Genomic DNA, 24,103 nt, shown 5'->3' with positions numbered 1-24,103 from the left:
GCGGGATGTTCTCATTGTCGAACATCCCGCTTTGACTATGATGATGTTTTGTTTGATGTATCAATCTCTGATTCGCTTGTCACATCAGTGCCTGATTCGGAAGTCGCCACTTCTGAATGTGTATCGATAGATGTTTCCGATGTTGATTCTGAAGTGGACATCTCTGAATGTGTATCAATGGGTGTTTTCGATACAGTTTCAACTTTCGCTGCTTGACGTCTGCGGCGGAAGAAGTTGATGATGCTGAACAATACACCAAGTGTCACAACGACAATTGCAACACCACCGGTACCGTAAGCAAGTACTTTCATTGAAAAGACATCGCCGAGTTCTTCACTGAAGAAGAAGACTTTCGCAAAGCTCATAGCGGCGTGGAAAATAGTTACGATATATATCGCACGCCCTCCTGTACCACGAATCAGTTCACCAATAATCATTGAGAATGAAAAGACATAAATGGCGCTATACATTGTGTAAGGCATACCGAATGCAGTATTAACATCCCAAATTAAATATAGGAAGCTGACTAAAATATTTGCGAAAAAGTGTGGCATCTTTGATTCAACTAAGTTGAACAAATAGAGACGGAATCCGAATTCAATAAAAAATGCCATTAATAGGTGGCCAATTAAGATTGTCCAAATAGTTTCTGATAAATCTTTTGCTTGTAATAGGATGAAGCTGTCAGCATATGTATTGAACATATACATCCCAATGATAAAAATAACTAGAGGGATTGCCATCGCAAGTAATAAGCGTTCAATTACTTTAAAGTTGATAGTTAATTTGAGACCGAATAGCTGCTCACGCTTATGCTTAAAAATGATTAAGCAGACAACTGCGGCGATAAACGGCCCTAAACTATTAAGTGCAAATACAAACGGCTTAAAGCCAGATGCTTTTTGGAAGTCTTGTAAAATCAGCGGGCTTGCATAGGCTAAAATAAAGAAAATAAAAATAGACATTGCCCATTGAAAGCCTGATATACGCGATTGATTCATATTTAATCCTCCGTTAAAGGTTCACTATTATAGTAAGTATGAGTCATGATTGCCTAATATCTCGGAAACTGTGTTGTCAGTGTGATATGTGTTGTGAAAAACACTTTTTAATAAATTGTTACTACACAGTCAATCAAGTCTCGATAATAATCTATGCCCCATTATAACCATAACAATGCAATAAATAAATTGTTTCATAATATTTATCATCTAATTGTAAAGAAATGGTAGTGCTGTTGAGATACAATTTATATGACAAAAGATCATACAAGCATGTTCATGAAGGTTTGAAAATTATGTATCAACACACGTATACTAGAAGTAAGAGAGAAGAGGGGGATGAAGTTATGTATCAACAACCAAATAAAGAGATATGGACAGGTCGTTTAGATAGTAAAACGGATCGTGCCGCATTTCGCCATTTTCAAACGGTTGCGTTCGGTGACCTGTCGTCTGAAGTAGAAGAGAATACAGGTGTTGCACTGCTCGGTTATGCGATTGATGAAGGTGTGGCATTGAATCAAGGGCGCATCGGTGCGAAAGAAGGTCCAGACGCTATTCGACGAGCATTTGCTGGATTACCAACGATGTCAGACACGCCAATCACTGACTACGGAAATGTGGCGCATGATGCGGAGACATTGTATGAATCACAGCAAGCCTTCGGACAATATGTCTCACAACTATTACAACACCACTCACGCATATTTTTATTAGGTGGTGGACATGATATTGCATATGCACAATATCTCGGTGTGCGTGCAGCCAATCCAGGAAAGTCTATTGGTGTCATCAATATAGATGCACATTTTGATAATCGATATGCAGAATCTTCCACATCAGGTACAAGCTTTCATCAAATGTTAGAAGAAGATGAACAGCTGGATTACTTTGTCTTAGGTATTCAGCGTGCAGGCAATACACAAAGTTTATTTGATTATGCTGATGAAAGTAATACGGAGTATGTTCTTGCTGATGAGTTGAAGGGACGCATAGATCCACGCATTCGTAATAAAATCGAGAACTTTATTCATGAACACGATGTTATTTTGTTTACGATTTGTATGGATGTCATCGATAGTGCATACGCACCGGGCGTTAGTGCACCGGCAGTGTTAGGATTAATGCCAGGTGTTGTTTTAGAATTAGCGGAACGCATCTTGCAGTCAGACAAAGTGACGTCTTTGAGTATTGCTGAGATGAATCCAACGTACGATATCGACAATCGAACAGCAAAGCTGATTGCACATATGCTGACGTATCTGATTCATGATTAAGCATTGAATGAGAAGCATAGATATCTCTTTAAAATGAAGGGTATTTATGCTTCTTTTTGTTATATCGTTCCCCAATAGTGTTGACATGCTGCTACTAAGTCTTGAACGTGTGAACCGTATTGACGATGTCGTGCATAGTTAATGTAGATAGTTCGCTTAATGGTTGGGCGGATTTTGATCGCACTCAAATGTTGTGTGTGGCGTGATTGATAGTACACTCTTGGAATAACCGCATAGCCCATACCTTGGTGAACAAAGTTGGTTGCAGCTTCAAAACGTTCAACTTCCATGACAATATTGGGTCGTTCTTCCAAATGTGTGAAATAATCCTCGATATGTTTACGAACTTGATAAGGTTTGTTCGGGACAATGAGTGGCAGTCCTTTAATCGAGATAGATTTTTGTTGTGTGAATCGATCTTCAGGAACGAGCAAGACGTAATCTTCTTCATACAAAGGGATGGATACGACATCTTCATGACGAATTTGATCGTTAGAAATACCTAGATGTAGTTCGAAATTAACCAGCTTCTGTGCGAGTATTTCTGGGTTTAATGTCTCGGTAATTTGATAATGTTGGTCGGGATGTTTTTGATGGTGTTGCTGGATGACTAAGGAAACCCAATAAGCCGTTGATTCAATCGTAGACATTTTAATTTTCGGTGTTTGACTCAATTTCAAGTCATACATGCGTTCCATTGTTTGATGATATTGTTGCACTAACGTCACAGCATGATTGTAAAACTGAATGCCTTTTTCAGTAATAGTCATCTCTTTCGTGCTGCGCTTTAAGAGTTGATAACCTAAGTCATGTTCCATTTTTTTAATGGTTGCTGTAAGTGATGGTTGACTGATGTGCAATGCTTGAGCAGCTTTCGTAAAACTATTGCGGTTGACGACTTCAATAAAGTATTCCAACTGTACGATTTTCATATAGGCACCCCTATTTATAGTTTTAAGTTATCAATAATTAGTTTATTAATATTAGTTATTTATAGAATAGCATACTACAATGTGAATGAGGGCGATAAATGTGTCATGTCACGTTAAAAAGGTATTTGGAAAGATAGTGAGTATTGAAATCAGATAATTCCGAATGCGAAAAGGTAACAAAATTTCAGGTGCTTAAGTCACAAGAGAATATACAAAGGGGTGATGTGATGAATAGACACCAACGAGAAACACGAAGGAATGACATGAAGGGGAAAGACATGTGGCAGTTCTGGGTGTACAGTGGACTTGGTATTATTTGCTTTTTCATACCACTGAAATTAGGGGACAATGAAACGATTCTAGTCGATCATGCACATTTAGGTTTTAGAGCGTTGATGGGAGAAGCAATGCCTTACTTAGCCTTGGCAATGATATTAGTTGGTGCGTTGTTACCATTGAAAAGAAAAGATTTTCAGAAGTCTGTGACAGATGCAATTTTAGTCATTTTCAAAATACTAGGTGCCATTATCGGTGTTATGTATGTCTTCAAGTTAGGACCCGCAATTCTATTTAAAGAAAGTTATGGGCCGTTCCTATTCGATAAATTAATGATGCCACTAAGCGTGCTTATTCCTATTGGTGCTGTGGCACTCTCATTATTAGTCGGCTATGGACTTTTGGAATTTATTGGCGTACTCATGCAACCGATTATGCGACCGATATTTAAAACACCGGGTAAGTCAGCGATTGATGCCGTAGCCTCATTCGTCGGCAGCTATTCATTAGGGTTGTTGATTACGAACCGCGTATACAAAGATGGGATGTACAACAAAAAAGAAGCAGTGATTATTGCGACTGGTTTTTCTACTGTATCTGCGACGTTCATGGTAATCGTAGCCCGCACACTTGACTTAATGAGTCATTGGAATCTCTACTTTTGGTTGTGTTTGATTATTACATTCACAGTGACAGCCATTTCTGCGCATTTACCACCGATTTCTAGAGAGTCGGAAGCATATTATGACGGTCAACAAGGAGAACAAGAAGAAGCGGTAGAGGGAAGTCGTTTTGTTGCAGCATGGCAAGAAGCCAAAAAGCAATCACATCAGTCGTTGCCACTGGTAAAAAATATTTGGGTGAATATGAAAGATGGCTTAGAGATGACGATTGCAATATTACCATCCATTCTATCCATTGGGTTTATCGGCTTGTTGTTGGCGGATTACACACCTGTGATTGATTGGCTGAGTTATATTTTTTATCCAGTCGTTTATCTATTCCCAATCTCTGATCAAGCATTATTGGCAAAAGCATCAGCAATATCCATTATTGAAATGTTTCTGCCATCATTAATAGCGGCACAAGCAGCATTAGAAGTCAGATTTGTTGTAGCGATTACAAGTGTTTCAGCCATTATTTTCTTCTCAGCATTAGTACCATGTATTTTGGCTACTGAGATTAAAATTCCTGTGTGGAAACTTGCAGCAATTTGGTTTATCCGTGTGGTTTTAACATTATTAATTACGATTCCAATCAGTTTATTGATTTTCTAAAACAAAGGAGAGATGTTTTATGTCTAGAGTTGTAAAAGCAAAAAAAGGTTTAGATATTGAGTGTAAAGGATGGGAGCAAGAAGCGGTTTTACGTATGTTATACAACAATTTGGATCCGGAAGTTGCAGAACATCCAGACAAGCTTGTTGTATACGGTGGTATTGGTAAAGCGGCACGTAACTGGGAATCATTTGATGCAATTGTTGAAACATTGCGCCGCTTAGAAAGTGATGAGACAATGCTTGTACAGTCTGGGAAACCTGTTGCAGTTTTTAAGACACACGAAGAAGCACCACGTGTGTTACTGTCTAACTCTGTACTCGTACCAAAATGGGCAAACTGGGAACATTTTCATGAGTTAGATCGCAAAGGATTAATGATGTATGGGCAAATGACAGCCGGAAGTTGGATTTATATTGGGTCTCAAGGAATTGTACAAGGAACGTACGAAACATTTGCTGAGTTAGCAAATCAACACTTTAACGGTTCCTTGAAAGGGACAATTACTCTGACGGCCGGTCTCGGCGGTATGGGAGGTGCGCAGCCGCTTGCAGTCACAATGAATGAAGGGGTTGTGATCGGTGTAGACGTAGATCCATCACGCATTGAAAAACGTATTGAGACACGTTACTGTGATATGATTACTGACTCATTAGATGAGGCACTTGAACGTGCACAAGAAGCTAAAGAGAAAGGTGAAGCACTTGCGATTGGTTTAGTTGGTAACGCAGCAGAAGTGCATCACGAGATCTTACAACGTGGCTTCAAGATTGATATTGTAACAGACCAAACTTCTGCACATGATCCACTGAATGGTTATGTACCGGAAGGTTATTCGCTGGAAGAAGCGGATACATTGCGTGAGACAGATTCAGATCGTTACGTGACATTATCTAAACAATCGATGAAAAAACATGTAGAAGCCATGTTAGCATTCCAGCAACAAGGTGCAGTTGCATTTGATTACGGCAATAACATTCGCCAAGTGGCGTTTGATGAAGGGTTAGAACATGCTTTTGACTTCCCAGGATTCGTACCAGCGTACATTCGTCCGTTGTTCTGTGAAGGGAAAGGACCTTTCCGCTTTGCTGCACTGTCAGGCGATCCGAAAGATATCGAACGTGCAGATGAACTGATGCGTGAATTGTTCCCTGAAGATGAAAAGCTGATGCGCTGGTTGGATATGGCAACGGAAAAGATTGCGTTCCAAGGCTTACCATCACGTATTGCATGGCTTGGTTACGGCGACCGTGCCAAAATGGGATTGGCTTTAAACGAACTTGTGCGTAAAGGTGAAATTTCTGCACCAATTGTTATTGGGCGAGATCATTTAGATGCTGGTTCTGTGGCATCACCTAACCGTGAAACGGAGTCGATGAAAGATGGTTCGGATGCAGTTGGTGACTGGGCAATCTTAAATGCGCTCGTAAATACGGCTGCAGGGGGCTCATGGATTTCTGTGCATCACGGTGGTGGTGTTGGTATGGGTTATTCATTACATGCTGGTATGGTTGTTGTGGCAGACGGAACAGAGCGTGCAGAGCGTAGATTGAAGCGCGTCTTAACGACAGATCCAGGTATGGGTGTTGTAAGACATGCAGATGCAGGTTATGATATTGCAATTGAGACAGCGAAACAGAAAGATGTTGATATGCCAATGATTACACGTAAAGGTGAGGATAAATAATGAATGATTTAATCATCCAAAACATCAAACAATTGATTTTACCAAAATCGACGGATCGTCCATTGAAAGGGAAAGAGCTGGATGAATTGAAGATTGTTGAAAATGGGACAGTTGTCGTGAAAGATGGGCGAATTGTTTACTCTGGACCTTATAATGACACATACGAGGCACGAGAAGTGATAGATGGATCACATCATGTTGTGTCTCCTGCACTTGTAGATGCACATACACATCTTGTGCATGGCGGCTCTCGTGAACATGAGATGTCGTTGAAACGTCAAGGTTTGTCATATCTCGAAATCTTAGAACGAGGTGGCGGGATTTTATCCACAGTTGAAGCGACAAGAACGGCAACGGAAGATGAGTTATTTGAAAAGGCGGAACATGACCTATTAACGATGATTCATCACGGTGTGTTAGCTGTTGAGAGTAAGAGTGGTTATGGCTTAGATAAAGCAAATGAATTGAAACAACTACACGTATCACGCCGTTTGCAAGAGAAGTACGGCATTGAGATGCGCCATACGTTCTTAGGGCCACATGCTGTGCCAAAAGAAGCATCATCTAATGAAGCATTTTTGCAAGAGATGATTGATTTGTTGCCGGAAGTGAAAGAACTTGCAGACTTTGCAGATATTTTCTGTGAAACAGGTGTTTTTTCAATAGAAGATTCGAAACGCTATATTCAAGCAGCAAAAGCACAAGGGTTCCGTGTGAAAATTCATGCAGATGAGATTGATCCGTTAGGTGGATTAGGATTAGCCATTGATGAAGATGCGATTTCTGCAGACCACTTAGTGGCAGCGAGTGACGAAGACAAGAAGAAGTTAGCTAATACGGATACAGTAGCTGTGTTATTACCAGGCACAACATTCTATCTCGGTAAAAATGATTACGCAGATGCACGAGGTATGCTTGAGAACAATGGAGCCATCGCAATTGCGACTGACTTCAACCCGGGTAGTTGTGTGACAAACAACTTACAGATGGTGATGGCGATTGCTGCTCTGAAGTTGAAACTATCTCCGAATGAAGTATGGAATGCAGTAACGGTGAATGCGGCGAAAGCTATGGATGTTGATGCAGGTACGATTAATGAAGGTGATAAAGCCAATATCGTTCTATGGCATGCGCCAAATCATGAGTACATTCCATATCATTATGGCATCAACCATGTTGATACAGTTATTCATGAAGGACGTGTTGTCGTTAAAAAAGAATTAACTTTAAAATAACAATAAATAGATATACACGTATGTACGGATGGGGGTACATGCGTGTTTTTTTATGAAACCGCCATATGTTACACTTTACATTTATTTGATAGAATAGAACTTAACCTACATAGATAAAAAGGGGATGGAATCTATGCAAGCATGGTGGGAAGATTATCGTGCGTCATGGTTAGGGAATTACTATCAAAATATTCTTGCGGGTGTTCTCGTTGCTTTAGCGATGTTACCCGGTGCGATTGCTTACAGCTTTATAGCGGGTGTTAGTCCGACAACAAGTATGATCAGCACATCTATGATGATGGTATATATTAGTTTTTTAGGGGCACGCACACTTATGGTATCGGCACCAAGCAGTGGTGTATCTCTTATTGTCGTTATGATTACAGCGTCATATAGCTTAGATATGTTAGCCGCTTCAATTATTATCATGGGAATCATACAGATCATATTCGGTTACTGTCATGTATCTAAAGCGATTAAGCTGATTCCAGTACCTGTTGTTATTGGCTTTATGAATGCACTCTGTTATTTACTATTTGCAGCACAACTTAAACATATTTTTGGTTATAATTTTACGACTTACATATATGCGATTTTAAGTTTATTGGTCATTTGGCTTGTGCCGAGATGGACCACTAAAATACCTGCTGCTTTATTATCCATTATCGTTTTTACTTGTTTATCCTTTTTCACGCATGCCGATTTAAAACATGTGTCTGATTATGCGGATATTCATGTGAAAATTCCAAGTATGCAATTGCCGCATCTCGATTGGCAAGTGGATACGCTTTTACAAGTCATTGTATTTGGATTGATGTTGGCAACAGTTGCAACGATTCAAACGAGTCTAATTGCACAAATGATGGATGATTTGACACAAACACCCAGTGACAAAGATAAAGAATCACGTGGACAAGGTGTTTCAAACTTGCTGATTGGTTTATTCGGTGGTTTGGCAGGGAGTGGTCTTGTAGGACAGTCCAAGTTCGTTTATTTCAGTGGTGCTACTTCAAGATTATCTATGTTAGTCATTGGTGTAGTGATGGGTTTATTCGTATTTGTACTAGGTCCGATCGTTGGTCAAATTCCAATGGTCGTATTAGCGACAGTGTTGATTAAAATCGCATTGAAAGCCTTCGATCCAAAAACGAAAATATTAATTGTTAAAAGACGTTATGCAGATTTTATGATTATGTTGTTAACGGTTGGTCTAACCATTTATACCAAAAACTTAGCTTTGGGCGTACTTGCTGGAACAGCTTGTTATTATTTATATAAGGGAGTTGAAAACGTATGGCAGAATTCACGGAACAATTGATTGCTTGGAGACGTGCATTTCATCAAGCACCGGAATGTGCACATACAGAGGTTGAAACAACACAACGATTGCGTAAAATATTACAAGATCATGAAATAAATATATTAGAAACACCACTTGAAACAGGTCTGATTGCAGAAATTGGACAAGGAGATACTTTTATCGCCGTGCGTTCCGATATCGATGCATTACCAATTATTGAACAAACAGGCTTAGCATATGCATCAAACAATAATGGTGTGATGCATGCGTGTGGACATGATATGCATATGGCAGCAATTCTCGGCACAGCTATTCGATTGAAGGAACGTGAACAACAATTATCGGGGTGTGTCCGCTTTATTTTTCAAGCGGCCGAAGAAGTTAGTCAAGGTGCTGATGCGGTCGTCCAAACAGGTGTTTTAGATGGCGCAAAAGCAATCATTGGGTTTCATAATGACCCGACGTTACCAGTCGGCACATGGTGTGCGAAGACAGGCTATATGACATCAAATGTTGACCGCTTCAAAATTGATGTGACAGGTGTCGGTGCACATGCAGCAATGCCACAAGATGGGGTAGACCCACATATCATTCTCAGTCACTTGATGAGTGGGCTTCAAACAATTGTGAGTCGCAACGTGGCACCGTACGATGAAGCGGTAGTAACAATAGGACAAGTACATAGCGGTGATACGTGGAATGTCATTCCAAGTCGTGGCATGATTGAAGGGACTGTTCGCACGTTGACACCAGAAGTGTGTGACTTAATAGAGATGCGTATGCAACAGTTGTGCGAAGGGGCAGCTATACAATATCAGGCATCCGTTGTGCTGGATTATCAACGATTGACGGATGGTGTGAACAACGATGATACATTGCAGTCAATGGCATGGCAAGTAGCAGAAGAGACAGGGTATGAAGTGCAAGTTCAACCGCGCGCCCAAATGATTGGTGAAGATTTTGCGAGTTACCAGCAAGTTGCGCCTGTACATTTTGCGATGATAGGTTCAAATAGTGAGTATCCTTTACATCATCCTCAATACAATCCAGATGAAGCAATGCTCGACAAAGCACCTGATTATTTTGTAAACTTTGTAGAGCGTCTCTTTGAGCAAGAGATATAAGATATTTGATATGGCGATTCAATTTTTAAAATAAATCATAAGACAAAACGAGTATGGGGTGCAAGAATAAGAAACACCCCATGCTTATTTTCACGAAGGAGTTTCAACAATGCAAAGAGAAGAGAGAGCGCATGCATGGGCACTCATCCCGTTAGTCGTCTTTATTGGCGTGTTTTTAGGTGCAGGTATCATCACAAAAGATTTTACATTTTTACCGCTTAATGTTGCAGCATTAATCGGTGTGATTGTCGCTTTATTAATCAATCCTAAAGAAAAGTTTACCCATAAAGTAGAAGTTTTCGCACGTAAGGCAGGACACCCAAATATTATCTTAATGATGTTGGTATTTGTGTTAGCTGGTGCATTTTCACAAACAGCTGAAGCAATGGGCGGTGTGGAATCCATTGTTAATTTAGGGCTATCACTCATTCCACAACATTATTTAATTGTAGGAATTTTTATTATCTGTATGTTTATCTCTATTTCAATGGGAACATCGGTTGGAACTGTTGCTGCAATTGCACCAGTAGGATTCGGAATTAGTGAAGCGACAGATATTCCAGCTGCATTAGCAATGGCAACAGTGGTTGGTGGTGCAATGTTCGGTGATAACTTATCGATGATATCAGATACAACGATAGCTGCTGTCCGTACACAAAATACACGCATGGCAGATAAATTTAAAGTGAATTTCCGAATTGTCGTACCCGGTGCCTTTATAACACTATTAATCTTATGGTGGTTGACACACGGGAATCAGATCGACCAAACAGCAAGTTATGAATATGAAATGATCAAAGTTATTCCATATTTACTTGTTCTGATACTTGCATTAGTAGGTGTCAATGTCGTAATCGTATTGATGGGCGGTATTTTACTATCGGGCATTATCGGTGGTCTTGATGGTTCGTTCGGAATGAAAGGGTTTTTGACGGCGGCATCAGAAGGAATTATTGCAATGGAAGATATTGCGATGATTGCATTACTAATCGGTGGCATGATTGGACTAGTGGAACACTATGGTGGTGTGACATGGTTACTGAATTATGTGAAGCAACGTATCCATTCTCGACGCGGTGCAGAATTGGGTATTGCAGGACTGGTGAGTATGGCAGATATTGCGACAGCGAATAACACGATTTCTATTATTATGGCTGGACCGCTTGCGAAAGATATTGCGGATGAATACAACATCGATCCGCGAAAATCAGCAAGTATTTTAGATATTTTCGGCAGTGCTTTTCAAGGTATCTTGCCGTATAGTCCACAGGTAATTGCAGCGGCAGGTGTTGCTGGACTTTCACCGATTATGTTAATTCCATACTCTGTGTACCCGTTGATGCTTGCTTTATGTGGCATTGTAGCAATTGTTTTTAACTTACCTCGTTTAAAGTCTGATGCTGTTAACACAAGACGATAAACGAATAGGTCATATCAGTGAAATCATTGGGCAATTTGATGAAATACAGTACAATAGAAAGAGTATGACATCTCATGTAAGAACGGAAGTGATAGGATGCAAAATGAAGTGATTGAAATAGAAATTGTACGTTTGATGAAGACAACGACAGCTAGTGCGTATCGAGCATGGGTCAACCCAGATGATATGAAACAGTGGCTGATGACGACACCAGCTACCAATACAGCTGTCAAGAGTGATCCGACAGAAGGTGGCACATACGAAATCCGTGATAGAGGACGGGACAAGGAACGTGTTGTGACAGGAACGTATGAACAGCTTGTTCCACATGAACATATTCGCCTAACAATACAAATGCCTGCGATTAGTGACGAGACAGATACAATCGATGTGTATTTTGAAGAGCGCAGTCCAGGCATCACTCAGATGACGTTCGGCTATCAGAGTGTGATGGAGAAACCACGTGGTATGTCTAATCTCGTCTACAAACAAGAAAAGAAAGCGTACCATGATCATACGGCACATGGTTTTGAACTGATGTTTGATACATTGCAAGCCTATTTAGAGAATCATCCAGACGAATAGAGAAGCACCTCTTCCAAACTATGGGAGAGGTGCTTTGTTTATGAAATATAAGTTTGTTGATGTGTATGTTGTGGACGACTCGCATAGTAGATGTCGATATGTCTTGTCGCCAACGTACGGATTAATTTCATCATAACATTAGGGCGTGTTGTTACTTTTAAGCGATGTTGTGAAAAGGTATAGATGAGATGTTCAGATTGAAACTCGGCCAAAATATCGATGACTTTATCTTTAATAAAAGGATCGGTTAAGCCGTCAATCACTAACTCATAATGCTGTTCGTGTGCAGAGAGTTCTTGAATCGGTGTCAATGTGTGAACTTGTTGTGTTCGTACGAGTTGATAAATAGAAAATCGATGGAAACTGAGCAAACTTACAAAATATGGAAGTGCACGTTTTGGTAGTTGAACACGCAAATAATAGGATTGCTTAATCTTGATGCATTGATATTGGACGGGGACATCGAAAGCAATCGTATCCAATAATTTAGTTAGGCGACGACGCTCAGTACGATTTTCTAATTTGTCAATATTCAGTATATAAGATGCTATTTTATCAATCATTCTCTTCAAGCCCCATTTGAAAATATTTGTTATCTTCATTGTAGCATGTGAATGGGATGAATTCAGTCAGACTTCAGTAGTAATTCAGTGAAAGAAAATATGTACGTTAAAGTTTGTATATAGATATATCGTTCGTTTTTTATCATGCAGATAAGTTACAAATGTCTATCAAAATGTAAAAGAGTTGCAAAAAAATATAGAAATAAGGTTGTCGTCTCATTTTAATTATGCTAATATTCTGACTATTAAATAACTAAGGGGTGTCTTTCATGTTACAGCGTATTGGCCATTTTGCGTCAAAAACATTTTTAGTATGGGTATTGTTGGTAAGTATCATTGCATTTACTGCACCGCATTTATTTACTGGGGTAGGGGATATTATTCCTTATTTATTAGGTGTCGTAATGTTGGGAATGGGACTGACAATAAAAGTGAGTGATTTCAAGTTAATCTTTAAATATCCAAAACCAGTTATTACAGGTGTTGTTTTACAATATACGATTATGCCATTGTTAGCTTATTTGATTGTTAAAGCATTTCAGTTACCGCCTGATATCGCAATTGGTGTTTTATTAGTTGGATGTTGTCCAGGTGGCACGACGAGTAATGTCATGAGCTATATTGCAAAAGCGAATGTAGCACTTTCGGTGACGATTACGTCGATTTCTACAATTCTTGCGCCAGTTTTAACACCAGGATTTATGTATTTGTTTGCGAGAGAGTGGATGGATGTCTCATTTATGAGCATGTTTGCTTCTGTGACCAAAGTCGTTCTAGTTCCAATTCTGATTGGTTTACTTGTACAACGTTTCTTCAAAACCTTCTCAGAAAAAAGTGAAGATGTATTACCACTCGTGTCGGTGATAGCTATCTCTATTATTTTAGGCGCTGTGGTAGCGGGTAGTCGTGAGTTGATTATTCAAACAGGTCTATTGATCTTTACAGTTGTTATTGCACACAATGTTTTAGGGTATGCGACAGGCTATTTCTTAGCGAATGTGTTGAAGTTGAATTATCCGGATAAAAAGGCAGTTTCTATCGAAGTAGGAATGCAAAACTCTGCTTTAGCAACGTCATTGGCAACTGTACATTTTAATCCGCTTGCAGCAGTTCCGGGTGCAGTATTTAGCTTAGTGCACTGCATAACTGGTCCAATTCTCGCAAGATATTGGGCAAAACGTGCAGAACATGTAGAACGTTCAAAAAGAAGTATTGCGTAATGAGCAAGGTGTGACAAAGTTAAGACTCAGTTGGGGATGAGATATAATAAATTTGTATTTGGGAAACTAATAAACGGTGTCCCAAAAGCAGGATTTTTGATAGAACTGACACGATTTCGGTAAAGTTTGAAAGCAATTTTGCACATTATTTGGTTCTGTTCAAATCTTAAACGCTATTGCCCCGATCGCATGTCTCAGCTGTGTCACACGTTTTATTTGGTTTACAAAAATATTAGGTTATGCGAAAATAAACCTTAATATGAAAAGGATGTGACACGATGATACTTGTGCTAAGGCGTTATTTGATAACATGTATGCTCTTGTTGACAATGCTTGTTTTGGCGTTTGGTTTTTTGACGTATTATCCAAATGGTGGTCAACTATTGTTTGTGATGACAATCAGCGTGACAGTGTTTAGTGTCATATTAGAGACTTGGTTGGCACAGTCAAAACTTTCGATACAAAAAGTGCGTTTTATTCAGACGTTGGCGTTTCCTACTGCTATTATTATTATGGGGCTTGTATGTGTTGCCCTCTTTCCAAATCCATAGTAAGGTGTACGTTTAACCAGTAATGCGATGGGTAGAGAAGAATAGACAACAAGATTTACTAGCGGGGGATTGATAACATGTCATTGATTCAAGGTCATCATCATATTTCAATGTATACAAAGGATAAAGTGGAAAACAAACGATTTTATACAGAAGTATTAGGGTTGAAACTTGTCAAAGAGACGGTCAATCAAGACGATGAAGAGATGGTACATCTGTTTTATGGAGATAATCATGGAACGGTAGGAACGTTATTAACTTTTTTTGAATTGCCAAACGCAGGACAGATGCGTAAAGGAACAGATATGATTGCACGTATCGGATTGTTAGTAGAAGGCGAAGATAGTTTGAACTATTTTGAACGGCGTTTACGTCAAGAAGGGATTGCTGTTTCTAAGGGGACTTATTTAGGACATCCTGCGCGTTTTTTCGATGATCCTGAAAACTTGTCATTTGTTCTTATGGATAACCAACAGCAAACAATACCAGATGATTGGAAGAACCCAGTAGATACTGACATACCGAAGTCATATCAAATTTTAGGGCTTGGGCCAATTGAACTTCATGTACATGATGCAAATAAAACAATTGCTTATTTGCGAGGTGAATATCATTATGACGTTTATGATGCAAAAGAAGGAACGGTTATGACATTAGACGATAGTGGACATTATACAGATATTGTCGTCGTTAAAAAGGGTGGGCCAGTTGTGCGTCCGGGACGTGGATATATTCATCATCATGCACTGAGTGTGGCAGACCATCAAGCTTTAGAACAGGTTGCTATGTTACATGATGCATTGAAAGTGCAACATACGGGCATTATTGATCGCAAATGGTTTGAATCGTTATACTATCGACAAAATGGTATTACTTATGAATTTGCGACATCACAAATAAAAGATAATTTTGTTAAAAATGAATAAATTGAACAAAGCACGTGCTGTACTAGAATATAGTTGCTAGTATAGTATGTGTTTTTTATTGTATGGACGGCGTTTTGTTCATGAATTATTTCATTGTATTTGTTACACTGATTGCAACATATTGATTGAGGAGGCGTTAAATACATGTATCGAGCAGTGATATTTGATTTTGATGGAACGGTTATTGATACAGAACAACATTTGTATGATGTCATTAACCAACACTTAGTGGCGGAAGGTCATGAACCAGTGACATTGGCTTTTTATCGTGCCAATATTGGAGGCCGTGCACTAGAATTACATAATCATATTATTAACTTATTAGGCGAAGAGAAGGTTGAAAAACTGTATCGTGAACATCATGAAGGTGCCAAGTATTTATCATTGAGACCAGGTATAGAAAAACTGATGCAACAATTGAAACAACGTCATATTCCGATGGCGATTGCGACAAGTAGTGTGCGTCAAAAAATTTTACCGACGATTGAAGCACTTGGTTTGAATGACTATATTTCTGTCGTTGTTGGTAGAGAAGATGTGGAAGAGGTAAAACCAGAACCAGATTTGTATTTAACAGCAGTTCAATCATTGAATCATAACCCTGCGTATTGTTTAGCAATTGAAGATTCAGTAAGAGGTGCTACTGCGGCAATACGTGCTGGGCTCGATGTGATTGTCAATACAAATCAGATGACAGAAATCAGTGACTTCAGCCATTTGCCATTAACAGATAAAGATACAGATTTATCAACGTTAATTGAACGTTATTTTGAAGGGAGAAAGCGATGAATTTTGAACAGCTCATGTTTTTTATTGTTATTCCATTATGTTTTATTGCTGGTAATTTAGTCATCGCACCGAGAAGGCAACGACATATCCCAATGCGTATACACGTGTTGTCATGTGTTGTTGGACTCATTATTTATGCGATTGGTATGGTTATTTTATATCGCTTTTTCCTATAATAAAAACCCCCGTTCATACAAGCAATGACATTGCAGATGTATGAGCGGGGGTTATAACGTTATCTCAATAAGAAGATGGCTGCCAGAATCAAAATGATAAGTATCGCATCAATGCCAATGAGTAGTTTCATACGTGGATTGGCATTGCCTTCTTTTAATTCTTTATTATACATGTATATATTGGGAATTGAACCAACGAGTAATAGTACAATTGCAATCATACCAAGTGTATACATCTTACCGCACTCCTTTTATTCGACCGTAAATGTAACCGACGATTACAGCAATCCCAATACCAATCAGTGTACAAATAATAGGTTCACCTAGTTTTGTGCCGATTAATGCACCTGATGCTACACCGATGATTAATGGCACACCATACTGTATACGGTGTTTTTCAGAGTCGAGCAGTGTGAAAGTCAGCATGTAGAGCACACCGAATGTTAGTGCAACGAGTAATGACTTGAAAATAATTGTTGGTGTTGATGCTGTATGTGACATAAAATTGACTGTAAAAAAGATGATGCCAAGAAACAATGAAATAACGACAGCTTTCTGTGTGCGTTTCATGTGAACCTCCATCAAAAAATTTGTACAGTCAGTATACCATAGACATCTACAAACTACTTAGTGAGCTGTTGTGATTTGTTCGCTTTTTTAATCGTTTCAAACTGCCCGTGATCATTCAAGTAAGCATAGAATAAACCAATAATAAGACCACCACCGATATAGTTACCGATAAATGCAGCTACAATATTTTTTAACATACCGAGCGCATGAACAGCAGAAAAATCATAAAATAATTGACCGACGAACAAAGTGGCATTATAAACAACGTGCTCAAATCCCATAAATGCAAAGATTGTTACACCGAACATCATGACAAACATTTTTGCTAAAACATCATCGATTTGCATAGCAATCACAAGTGCAATATTGATGAAGAAGTTTGCAAAAATCGCACGCACAAGTATGTTTTGAAAATTGTATACTTCGGCTTTCGAGTGTATCATCTGATCCAACAAGGCAACCATTTCTGGTGACATGACATCACTGACACGTAATATGGCAAAAAAGATGAATGCGCCTGCAATATTACCGAAGAAGCAGAGCATAAAAATCTTTAATACACGGAGAGGTTGGATAAGGTGATAATAAAGTCCTACTGTAAAGTACATGAAATTACTGGTGAGCAGTTCGGAGTTGGTGAATAAGATTAATACGAGTGCAAAGCTGAATGTGATCGAGCCAATCATATTGACGACGCCAAGAGGTACATCAGGTGCAAACGTTGTTTTAACCATTAAAACAAATACAGAGATGATGCTAATAATAAAACCTGCCATCATCGCACGCATCAAGTAACGCTTCATGTAGAAACTGTGCAAGACATCCTTTTTTTGAATGGTTTCGATAATATTTGAAACCCATTTACGACCGTAAAAAATCGTATCCCATTTAATATTCGTATCATTCATACGACAAATTTCCTTTCGTTGTGTAATAGAATCTAGTATAACGCTTTAAACCGATAATGTGAATGTGTTCACATAACGTTTTGTGTCGATAAGATGACATTTGCAATTTTATGTGCAGATGAATAATAATTCTGATAATAGATTTTGCAAATCATATAAAGTGATGGTGGAATAAATAAATCGTCTCGCTTATTAAAATGGCATTCAGAATCGTTTTCTTTTTGAAGAAAATGATTAAATACTGTTATATCAGTACTTTTGAGGTTTTGTTACCATCTATCTTGAAGTGTTTATTCAATATAAAGTGGGTGTGACATATCATGTACGTTGTTTTTGAATATGACAATAAAAAGTTCACAGCTAAGCCAAAAAGTGTGAAGTGAAAAATCTACTTTAAACATTAGTGAAATATAGTATAATAACGAAGAAAAAGTTTACATGCTTTTGAAAATTAGGGGTTTCAAGGAGATGGTGGATTGTCATGGAAGATAATCAATTACAAAGAGGGCTGAGCTCTCGTCAAATTCAAATGATTGCGCTTGGGGGCACAATCGGTGTTGGCTTGTTCATGGGGGCATCAAGTACAATTGCTTGGACGGGACCATCTGTTATTTTCGCATATTTATTGGCTGGGCTCTTCTTATTCTTAGTCATGCGTGCGATGGGTGAGATGGTGTATTTATATCCAACGACAGGTTCATTTGCGAACTATGCAACAGATTACTTACATCCGGTTGCAGGTTACGTGACTGCTTGGGCGAACATCTTTCAATGGATTGTCGTAGGGATGTCTGAAGTTATTGCTGTCGGTGAATACATGAAGTTCTGGTGGCCAGAGTTACCAACATGGATTCCGGGAGTCATTGTTATCGTCATTTTAACTGCAGCTAATGCGATATCAGTTAAAGCTTTCGGTGAGTTCGAATTTTGGTTTGCGATGATTAAGATTGTCACAATTATTTTGATGATTATTGCAGGTTTTGGTCTGATCTTCTTCGGAATTGGTAACGGGGGCGTACCAATTGGATTGAGTAACTTAACAGAGCACGGTGGTTTCTTGCCAAACGGTTGGTTGGGCTTCTTCTTCGCATTATCTATCGTTATCGGTTCATATCAGGGTGTTGAGCTGATCGGTATTACAGCAGGTGAAACAAAAGATCCACAGAAGAATATTAAAAAAGCAGTCAACGGGGTTATCTGGCGAATTTTAATCTTCTACATCGGTGCGATTTTCGTAATCGTAACAGTGTATCCGTGGAATGAACTACAAGACCTTGGTTCACCATTTGTGGCAACTTTTGCGAAGGTCGGTATTACGATTGCGGCAGGTCTTATTAACTTTGTTGTTATCACAGCAGCAATGTCAGGTTGTAACTCAGGTATCTTTAGTTCAAGTCGTATGATTTTTACATTGGCACAACATGGTCAATTGCCAAAAATCTTCACTAAAATCATGAGAAATGGTGTACCATTCTATACAGTGTTAGCTGTATCAATCGGTATTTTTGTAGGTGTTATTTTAAACGTTGTCCTTCCATTATTCATCGAAGGATCTGAAAGTATTTTCGTTTATGTGTACAGTGCATCGATTTTACCAGGGATGATTCCGTGGTTTATGATTTTATTCAGTCATATTCAATTCCGCAAGAAGTTTCCTGAGAAGGCTGAGAATCACCCATTCAAAATGCCATTTGCACCGTTTACGAACTATTTAACAATTGCATTTTTAGTACTCGTATTAATTGGTATGTTAATCAATGGAGAGACTCGTGTTTCTGTAATTATCGGTTTCTTATTCTTAGGATTTATGGGTATTTTCTTCTTTATGCGCGGTTATCATAAGCTTGATAAAGAAGACTTAAAGTTATAATACATGAGTAACAAGAGAGATAGGGACATTCAGTATACTTCTGAATGTCCCTATCTCTTTTCGTCTGTTAAGCGTAAAATCAAGCACTAGAATAGTTCAAACGATTTCAAGTGATGCATTGCTTGTAAAATGACTGTGACATATCCCGTGTTCACTCTTTCTTGACTACCCAAATCCACATGGATAAGTGGGTTATGGTGTAGTTGTTGTAAACAGTGATAATACACGTCATAATTTGGAAAAGGGAAAGAAGGCGTTTCGTTAGGGTGGGTCACTTCTGAAAAATATTGTGCCACTTGATCTTCTAATTGTTTGAGGCGTTCTTCGATTGGACCGTTCTTTAATGCACGTGCCAAGTCATAATTGTCAACGAGTGTGAGCAATGCTTGTAAATTTTCAATAGCGATAGTCAGTGTTAATTTTTTTGAGAGATTCATAGCATCCTCCTTTTAATGTTATAAAGTAGAGAGTTTGAGTAAATTTTTAGATATTTACGTGTGAAGCGACGTGGTTGTGTTATTCTAAGATGAAGAAAAAGCAATATAGAGGAGGAAGAAAATGGCGAAATATCAATGGAAAGACATTGCATGGAGAGATTTGTGGTTGATTCCCATCTTTTTAGTCGGTCAGTTGGCGATTGGTTTTATGGTAGTTATACTGTCAGGTATTTTATTATTGGCGAATGTGAACCTTCCAGAGTGGGTTACCTCATTAGATTACTATCAAATTGTAGAAACGACATCGATTGTGGCGAGTTATCTCCTGTTCATTATTTGTTTCTGGCTTTTGCATAAAAGTGAGATGCCAGAGCGTTTTCGATTAGGATTACAAGGTGTGCGCCGATATTGGTTATGGATTGTCATAGCTTATGTTGTCATGATTATTTCATTGCAAGCGTACGGCTATTTGACACAGTTTATTCCAGAGCAATATCAATATGAAACAACGCAAAATGAAGAGATGTTAGAGTCATTAATGGCGTGGAATGCGTTACTCCCATTTAACTTTATGTTCATTGTCGTGTTAGCACCAATTGTTGAAGAGATTGTTTTCCGGAACTTTTTAATAGGAGAATTAGGAAAGAAATTTAATATTTATGTGATGGGGGTTATCTCAGTCATCCTATTTGCAGGGATTCATGTTATTTCGGCGACATCACCATTTGAAATGATTGAATATTTACTCTTAGCGATTCCAATGGTATGGATTTATATCAAAAGTGGGTGTAACCTTGGTGTGTCTATCGCATTACATATGATCAATAACTTTGTTTCTTTCGTGTTAGATATCTTCTTCTAAAATAAGTTAGAAACAAAGAAACCGGACGGTGCATATGCACTGTCCGGATAGAAAGGAAAGTAAGTAATAAATATTGAAGATGTTCAATCTAGTATAGAACAAGTACATCATGTTTCAAACTTTACTATTGACGAAATAGTTACCCCTCATTTGAAATATGCGTCTGTACCCATCCCCCTCTAGTAGCTAATTAAAATGATAACATATAAAACACACATTTGTAAACGCTTTCTTTAAAGTTTTTGAGTAAATTTTACACTTATATAATGATTATCTGCCGTATGACATCGCATGCTATAATACAAATAAGATGGTTTCGTGACCGAGGGGTGATATGTATGAAAAAGGAACAGCGGCAACAGCATTTAATCGAGCTCATTCAAGAGTTGAAGCACGTGACGGCAGACACATTGGCGAAGCATTTAGGTGTGTCGAAGCGAACGGTGTTAAGAGATATACAAGAATTAGAAGCAAAAGGTGTTCATTTACAAACGCATGCGGGACAAAAAGGGGGATACCGTATGCAATCACAGATGAACCACAATGCGCTCACTTTCTCAGATAATGAAATTCAAGCACTCTATTTAGTGTTAAAAGAAAGCTTGACTCAAACAGCTTTGCCATTTGATGAAGAGATGGATTCTGTAATGGATAAGTTATTGCGACACCCTAATGTAACAGTACGCCAAAATTTGAAGCATATAAATGAAGTGATTCGCATTGAGTCGAGCGAAACGGAGCGTCTCTCACGGTTGCTTCATGCGATTTTAGTATATGCACATGAGCGCAAGGTGATGGCGATCGAATACGAACTGAATGCTTCAGAGCAAACAGTTGTAGAAAATGTAGTGTTTATCGGATTGTTATGTGAACAGGGGCTTTGGCGTGCAGTTGTGTATCATATCGGTGGTGGCTACACGAAAGTTATTGATATGTCATCGATTAGTGATATATCCTATTCATTTTATAAGTCCATCAAGACGCAAGACATTACAATGGATAATTACAAAGTTTATTTACAAAATGAGTCGTCGTAAACTCAGTAATGCGAATGACGGCACTAAAATTAGAAGGGATCTATGCAAAGAGGTGACAGTAATGGTGGAAGTAGAACAGCTGAAGATGATTGATAAACAAGTGATGCAATGGCTTGATCGAGTACGTCGTACATTGCCATCAATGATAGAAGACATGGATACACAAACAAAAGCGAACCGATTTGATTTGGTGACGAATGTAGATAAAGCCATCGAACAAAGCTTCGAACAAATGCTTACGATGCATTTTCCAAATCATCAATTGTACGGTGAAGAAGCCCATCATAATACTGAGAAGTTGAGAGAAGGCTTTACGTGGGTCATTGATCCAATTGATGGGACGGCAAATCTTGTCAAACAGCAAGATGACTTTTGTTTAATTTTAGCTTTGTTTCACAATGGTCAACCCGTTCTCTCATATATTGACGACTTTTCACGTCAAAAACGATTTCAGGCGATTAAGGGACAAGGTGTTTATTTAAATGATGTGCCGTTATCTCCACCATCAGAAAGACCACTGAAAGAGAGTTTGATATCTTTTAATAATAAGGTTTTGAATGATGAGACGATGCACGACCTATTAGAAGTTTCGTTTGGTTATCGTTTAATTGGTGCATGTGGGCTCGATTCTGCCAAAGTATTTACAGGTCAATTTGGCGCCCATATTCACACGAATGCGAAGCCGTGGGATATAGGTGCACAGTTTTTGTTCGCTGAAATGCTTGGATTAAAAATGACAAACTTCCATCAAGAGCCGATTGACTTCATTCATGGGGGACCTTTTATTATAAGTAACGCAGGGTGTTATGATGAAACTTTAAAAATTCTACTTCAAAAAGGTGGCTATCAAAAATTGTAACTGCGACTATGGAAGTATTGTTAATTTTTGAATGTACGCTATAATCAAAATAACAAAACGAGGGTAAGACATAGGGAATTTATGCTTTTAGAAACAAATATCTAAAAGTGAGTTTTTGTCTCATCTTCAAGAAATGGAGTGAGTGTTTTGACTTACACACGGTCGAAAAAACAAAAGAGTCCAGTCATCAAGTGGATGTTGCGCATTATTGCCGTCCTGTTTATTTTGGCGGTCATTGCGATTGGCTATTTGGCATTTAAATTATTCGCTGTTGGCGGCGCGATTCATAATCCGCTTAACCGAGAACATTCAGAATTGCGATCAGGAACGGTTGACTTAGGAAAAGGTGAACCATTTACGATTGCACTATTCGGTGTTGATTCGAATGCAGAACGTGCCAGTGCAGGTGGTGGAGAACGAAGTGACACAATCATGTTGCTGTCGATTAATCCAGATAAAAAAACGACAGAGATGGTGAGTATTCCACGTGATACACAAGCTGAGATCGTTGGACGTGGAACGACTGAAAAAATCAATCATGCTTATGCCTACGGTGGTGCAGATATGGCAGTCAAAACACTTGAGAAATTGATGGATGTGCCGGTTGACCATTATGCGACAGTTGATATGGATGGGTTGCAGGATACTATTGATACAGTTGGTGGTATTGATGTTGTGAGCAATGCGACATTCTCAGCTGAAGGCTACCAATTTACACAAGGTGAGCAGCAACACCTTGACGGTGAAGCGGCGATGGCCTTTATCCGCAGTCGAAAAGAAGAAGGTGCGGGTGGAGACTTTGGTAGACAAGAACGTCAACAACTTGTATTGCAAGGATTGGCGAATAAGCTGACAAGTGTGTCATCTTTAACAAACTTCAATGGCATTATGAATCAACTTGGTGAGAATGTTCAAACAGATTTGAGTTTGTCAGAATTAAATCAAATTAGAAGTAATTATTCTGATGCGAATGAAAATGTGAATCGTCATCAACTTGAAGGATCAGGTGGTATTCAATCAGATGGCGTGTACTATTTTGTACCAGATGAGAATAGTAAAGCACAATTGACACAGCAATTACGTGAAAACTTAGGACTTTAACTTTTTTATAACTAAGAGGAGTGAGATCAAGATATCTCACTCCTCTTTTTGCTGCGTTCTTTATACTTTAAAAGACTTTTTACACTCAGTAAAATAATAGGATAATTTATTTAGATAATT

General features: G+C 38.7%; 25 protein-coding genes. 18 read left to right on the top strand and 7 right to left on the bottom strand.

The features are described 5' to 3' along the window. Positions 1-35: 35 nt before the first annotated feature. Entirely contained in the window at positions 36-1,001 is a 966-nt protein-coding gene (gene sdpC, locus C7J88_RS05860) for a peptidoglycan release complex CPBP-like subunit SdpC (RefSeq protein WP_095117695.1), read from the bottom strand. A 347-nt stretch (positions 1,002-1,348) separates the two neighbouring features. On the opposite strand from sdpC, the gene hutG reads away from it, so the two are divergent. Beyond that, complete coding sequence (gene hutG / locus C7J88_RS05855; RefSeq protein ID WP_095117694.1) at positions 1,349-2,278, top strand: formimidoylglutamase; 930 nt, start codon at positions 1,349-1,351, stop codon at positions 2,276-2,278. A 59-nt stretch (positions 2,279-2,337) separates the two neighbouring features. On the opposite strand, the gene C7J88_RS05850 is transcribed toward hutG, so the two are convergent. Then, on the bottom strand, positions 2,338-3,210 hold the full coding sequence (locus C7J88_RS05850; protein WP_095117693.1) for a LysR family transcriptional regulator: 873 nt from the start codon (positions 3,208-3,210) through the stop codon (positions 2,338-2,340). A 227-nt stretch (positions 3,211-3,437) separates the two neighbouring features. Between C7J88_RS05850 and C7J88_RS05845 the strand changes: the two genes are divergently transcribed. The 7 genes from C7J88_RS05845 to C7J88_RS05815 all read left to right on the top strand — a co-directional run bounded on the left by C7J88_RS05845 (position 3,438) and on the right by C7J88_RS05815 (position 12,114). Further along, positions 3,438-4,763, top strand: a complete 1,326-nt coding sequence (locus tag C7J88_RS05845) for a YjiH family protein (RefSeq protein WP_095117692.1) — start codon at positions 3,438-3,440, stop codon at positions 4,761-4,763. Between the two features lie 19 nt (positions 4,764-4,782). Further along, on the top strand, positions 4,783-6,450 hold the full coding sequence (gene hutU, locus C7J88_RS05840) for a urocanate hydratase (RefSeq protein ID WP_095117691.1): 1,668 nt from the start codon (positions 4,783-4,785) through the stop codon (positions 6,448-6,450). Then, positions 6,450-7,685, top strand: a complete 1,236-nt coding sequence (hutI, locus tag C7J88_RS05835; RefSeq protein ID WP_095117690.1) for an imidazolonepropionase — start codon at positions 6,450-6,452, stop codon at positions 7,683-7,685. The genes hutU and hutI overlap by 1 nt, the downstream gene beginning before the upstream one ends. Before the next feature lie 124 nt (positions 7,686-7,809). Beyond that, on the top strand, positions 7,810-9,003 hold the full coding sequence (locus C7J88_RS05830) for a SulP family inorganic anion transporter (RefSeq protein WP_249027469.1): 1,194 nt from the start codon (positions 7,810-7,812) through the stop codon (positions 9,001-9,003). Continuing rightward, positions 8,979-10,109 carry an amidohydrolase gene (locus tag C7J88_RS05825; protein WP_095117688.1) on the top strand — a complete coding sequence of 377 codons (1,131 nt, stop codon included), beginning with the start codon at positions 8,979-8,981 and terminating at the stop codon, positions 10,107-10,109. Before C7J88_RS05830 ends, C7J88_RS05825 begins: the two co-directional genes overlap by 25 nt. 109 nt (positions 10,110-10,218) lie before the next feature. After that, positions 10,219-11,529: a Na+/H+ antiporter NhaC family protein gene (locus tag C7J88_RS05820; RefSeq protein WP_095117687.1), complete on the top strand. Its 1,311-nt coding sequence runs from the start codon at positions 10,219-10,221 to the stop codon at positions 11,527-11,529. A 96-nt stretch (positions 11,530-11,625) separates the two neighbouring features. Next, positions 11,626-12,114: an SRPBCC family protein gene (locus tag C7J88_RS05815; RefSeq protein WP_095117686.1), complete on the top strand. Its 489-nt coding sequence runs from the start codon at positions 11,626-11,628 to the stop codon at positions 12,112-12,114. A gap of 38 nt (positions 12,115-12,152) precedes the next feature. On the opposite strand, the gene C7J88_RS05810 is transcribed toward C7J88_RS05815, so the two are convergent. Continuing rightward, positions 12,153-12,677: a hypothetical protein gene (locus tag C7J88_RS05810; RefSeq protein WP_095117685.1), complete on the bottom strand. Its 525-nt coding sequence runs from the start codon at positions 12,675-12,677 to the stop codon at positions 12,153-12,155. A gap of 269 nt (positions 12,678-12,946) precedes the next feature. Here C7J88_RS05810 and C7J88_RS05805 point away from each other — a divergent pair, with 269 nt between their 5' ends. The 5 genes from C7J88_RS05805 to C7J88_RS05785 all read left to right on the top strand — a co-directional run bounded on the left by C7J88_RS05805 (position 12,947) and on the right by C7J88_RS05785 (position 16,339). After that, on the top strand, positions 12,947-13,897 hold the full coding sequence (locus C7J88_RS05805; protein WP_095117684.1) for a bile acid:sodium symporter family protein: 951 nt from the start codon (positions 12,947-12,949) through the stop codon (positions 13,895-13,897). A 314-nt stretch (positions 13,898-14,211) separates the two neighbouring features. Next, complete coding sequence (locus C7J88_RS05800; RefSeq protein WP_249027468.1) at positions 14,212-14,448, top strand: hypothetical protein; 237 nt, start codon at positions 14,212-14,214, stop codon at positions 14,446-14,448. 77 nt (positions 14,449-14,525) lie between these two features. Continuing rightward, positions 14,526-15,374 (top strand): VOC family protein, encoded by an 849-nt coding sequence (locus C7J88_RS05795; RefSeq protein WP_095117682.1) that lies wholly within the window; start codon positions 14,526-14,528, stop codon positions 15,372-15,374. A 144-nt stretch (positions 15,375-15,518) separates the two neighbouring features. Further along, on the top strand, positions 15,519-16,163 hold the full coding sequence (locus C7J88_RS05790) for an HAD family hydrolase (protein WP_095117681.1): 645 nt from the start codon (positions 15,519-15,521) through the stop codon (positions 16,161-16,163). Beyond that, positions 16,160-16,339 (top strand): hypothetical protein, encoded by a 180-nt coding sequence (locus C7J88_RS05785; protein WP_095117680.1) that lies wholly within the window; start codon positions 16,160-16,162, stop codon positions 16,337-16,339. Before C7J88_RS05790 ends, C7J88_RS05785 begins: the two co-directional genes overlap by 4 nt. 59 nt (positions 16,340-16,398) lie before the next feature. On the opposite strand, the gene C7J88_RS10545 is transcribed toward C7J88_RS05785, so the two are convergent. Genes C7J88_RS10545 through C7J88_RS05775 form a run of 3 tightly spaced genes read right to left on the bottom strand, consistent with a single transcriptional unit; the run spans position 16,399 to position 17,817 of the window. Next, positions 16,399-16,575 carry a hypothetical protein gene (locus C7J88_RS10545; RefSeq protein WP_095117679.1) on the bottom strand — a complete coding sequence of 59 codons (177 nt, stop codon included), beginning with the start codon at positions 16,573-16,575 and terminating at the stop codon, positions 16,399-16,401. A 1-nt stretch (position 16,576) separates the two neighbouring features. Continuing rightward, positions 16,577-16,909: a hypothetical protein gene (locus C7J88_RS05780; protein WP_095117678.1), complete on the bottom strand. Its 333-nt coding sequence runs from the start codon at positions 16,907-16,909 to the stop codon at positions 16,577-16,579. Between the two features lie 53 nt (positions 16,910-16,962). Continuing rightward, positions 16,963-17,817, bottom strand: a complete 855-nt coding sequence (locus tag C7J88_RS05775) for a formate/nitrite transporter family protein (protein ID WP_095117677.1) — start codon at positions 17,815-17,817, stop codon at positions 16,963-16,965. Positions 17,818-18,298: 481 nt separating this feature from the next. Between C7J88_RS05775 and C7J88_RS05770 the strand changes: the two genes are divergently transcribed. Continuing rightward, positions 18,299-19,687: an amino acid permease gene (locus tag C7J88_RS05770; protein ID WP_095117676.1), complete on the top strand. Its 1,389-nt coding sequence runs from the start codon at positions 18,299-18,301 to the stop codon at positions 19,685-19,687. Between the two features lie 86 nt (positions 19,688-19,773). Here C7J88_RS05770 and C7J88_RS05765 read toward each other — a convergent pair whose 3' ends face one another. Continuing rightward, positions 19,774-20,124: a hypothetical protein gene (locus tag C7J88_RS05765; protein WP_095117675.1), complete on the bottom strand. Its 351-nt coding sequence runs from the start codon at positions 20,122-20,124 to the stop codon at positions 19,774-19,776. 121 nt (positions 20,125-20,245) lie between these two features. Here C7J88_RS05765 and C7J88_RS05760 point away from each other — a divergent pair, with 121 nt between their 5' ends. The 4 genes from C7J88_RS05760 (at position 20,246) to C7J88_RS05745 (ending at position 23,983) form a co-directional block, all read left to right on the top strand. Next, positions 20,246-20,986 (top strand): CPBP family intramembrane glutamic endopeptidase, encoded by a 741-nt coding sequence (locus tag C7J88_RS05760; protein WP_095117674.1) that lies wholly within the window; start codon positions 20,246-20,248, stop codon positions 20,984-20,986. Between the two features lie 338 nt (positions 20,987-21,324). Then, on the top strand, positions 21,325-22,023 hold the full coding sequence (locus C7J88_RS05755; RefSeq protein ID WP_157728701.1) for a helix-turn-helix transcriptional regulator: 699 nt from the start codon (positions 21,325-21,327) through the stop codon (positions 22,021-22,023). A 64-nt stretch (positions 22,024-22,087) separates the two neighbouring features. Then, positions 22,088-22,882 (top strand): inositol monophosphatase family protein, encoded by a 795-nt coding sequence (locus tag C7J88_RS05750; RefSeq protein WP_229709403.1) that lies wholly within the window; start codon positions 22,088-22,090, stop codon positions 22,880-22,882. 195 nt (positions 22,883-23,077) lie between these two features. Then, positions 23,078-23,983 (top strand): LCP family glycopolymer transferase, encoded by a 906-nt coding sequence (locus C7J88_RS05745; protein ID WP_169712275.1) that lies wholly within the window; start codon positions 23,078-23,080, stop codon positions 23,981-23,983. The last annotated feature ends 120 nt before the right edge of the window (positions 23,984-24,103 follow it).

The sequence above is a fragment of the Staphylococcus muscae genome, assembly GCF_003019275.1.
GTDB classification, from domain to species: Bacteria; Bacillota; Bacilli; order Staphylococcales; family Staphylococcaceae; genus Staphylococcus; species Staphylococcus muscae.
The sequence above is the reverse complement of the archived record's forward strand: the minus strand, read 5'-3'. Positions and strand labels throughout refer to the sequence as shown.

Bases quoted from the DNA above. Each gene is read 5' to 3' on its own strand.
- sdpC (WP_095117695.1), bottom strand. From the start codon at position 1,001: ATGAATCAATCGCGTATATCAGGCTTTCAATGGGCAATGTCTATTTTT.
- hutG (WP_095117694.1), top strand. From the start codon at position 1,349: ATGTATCAACAACCAAATAAAGAGATATGGACAGGTCGTTTAGATAGT.
- C7J88_RS05850 (WP_095117693.1), bottom strand. From the start codon at position 3,210: ATGAAAATCGTACAGTTGGAATACTTTATTGAAGTCGTCAACCGCAAT.
- C7J88_RS05845 (WP_095117692.1), top strand. From the start codon at position 3,438: ATGAATAGACACCAACGAGAAACACGAAGGAATGACATGAAGGGGAAA.
- hutU (WP_095117691.1), top strand. From the start codon at position 4,783: ATGTCTAGAGTTGTAAAAGCAAAAAAAGGTTTAGATATTGAGTGTAAA.
- hutI (WP_095117690.1), top strand. From the start codon at position 6,450: ATGAATGATTTAATCATCCAAAACATCAAACAATTGATTTTACCAAAA.
- C7J88_RS05830 (WP_249027469.1), top strand. From the start codon at position 7,810: ATGGAATCTATGCAAGCATGGTGGGAAGATTATCGTGCGTCATGGTTA.
- C7J88_RS05825 (WP_095117688.1), top strand. From the start codon at position 8,979: ATGGCAGAATTCACGGAACAATTGATTGCTTGGAGACGTGCATTTCAT.
- C7J88_RS05820 (WP_095117687.1), top strand. From the start codon at position 10,219: ATGCAAAGAGAAGAGAGAGCGCATGCATGGGCACTCATCCCGTTAGTC.
- C7J88_RS05815 (WP_095117686.1), top strand. From the start codon at position 11,626: ATGCAAAATGAAGTGATTGAAATAGAAATTGTACGTTTGATGAAGACA.
- C7J88_RS05810 (WP_095117685.1), bottom strand. From the start codon at position 12,677: ATGATTGATAAAATAGCATCTTATATACTGAATATTGACAAATTAGAA.
- C7J88_RS05805 (WP_095117684.1), top strand. From the start codon at position 12,947: ATGTTACAGCGTATTGGCCATTTTGCGTCAAAAACATTTTTAGTATGG.
- C7J88_RS05800 (WP_249027468.1), top strand. From the start codon at position 14,212: ATGCTCTTGTTGACAATGCTTGTTTTGGCGTTTGGTTTTTTGACGTAT.
- C7J88_RS05795 (WP_095117682.1), top strand. From the start codon at position 14,526: ATGTCATTGATTCAAGGTCATCATCATATTTCAATGTATACAAAGGAT.
- C7J88_RS05790 (WP_095117681.1), top strand. From the start codon at position 15,519: ATGTATCGAGCAGTGATATTTGATTTTGATGGAACGGTTATTGATACA.
- C7J88_RS05785 (WP_095117680.1), top strand. From the start codon at position 16,160: ATGAATTTTGAACAGCTCATGTTTTTTATTGTTATTCCATTATGTTTT.
- C7J88_RS10545 (WP_095117679.1), bottom strand. From the start codon at position 16,575: ATGTATACACTTGGTATGATTGCAATTGTACTATTACTCGTTGGTTCA.
- C7J88_RS05780 (WP_095117678.1), bottom strand. From the start codon at position 16,909: ATGAAACGCACACAGAAAGCTGTCGTTATTTCATTGTTTCTTGGCATC.
- C7J88_RS05775 (WP_095117677.1), bottom strand. From the start codon at position 17,817: ATGAATGATACGAATATTAAATGGGATACGATTTTTTACGGTCGTAAA.
- C7J88_RS05770 (WP_095117676.1), top strand. From the start codon at position 18,299: ATGGAAGATAATCAATTACAAAGAGGGCTGAGCTCTCGTCAAATTCAA.
- C7J88_RS05765 (WP_095117675.1), bottom strand. From the start codon at position 20,124: ATGAATCTCTCAAAAAAATTAACACTGACTATCGCTATTGAAAATTTA.
- C7J88_RS05760 (WP_095117674.1), top strand. From the start codon at position 20,246: ATGGCGAAATATCAATGGAAAGACATTGCATGGAGAGATTTGTGGTTG.
- C7J88_RS05755 (WP_157728701.1), top strand. From the start codon at position 21,325: ATGAAAAAGGAACAGCGGCAACAGCATTTAATCGAGCTCATTCAAGAG.
- C7J88_RS05745 (WP_169712275.1), top strand. From the start codon at position 23,078: ATGTTGCGCATTATTGCCGTCCTGTTTATTTTGGCGGTCATTGCGATT.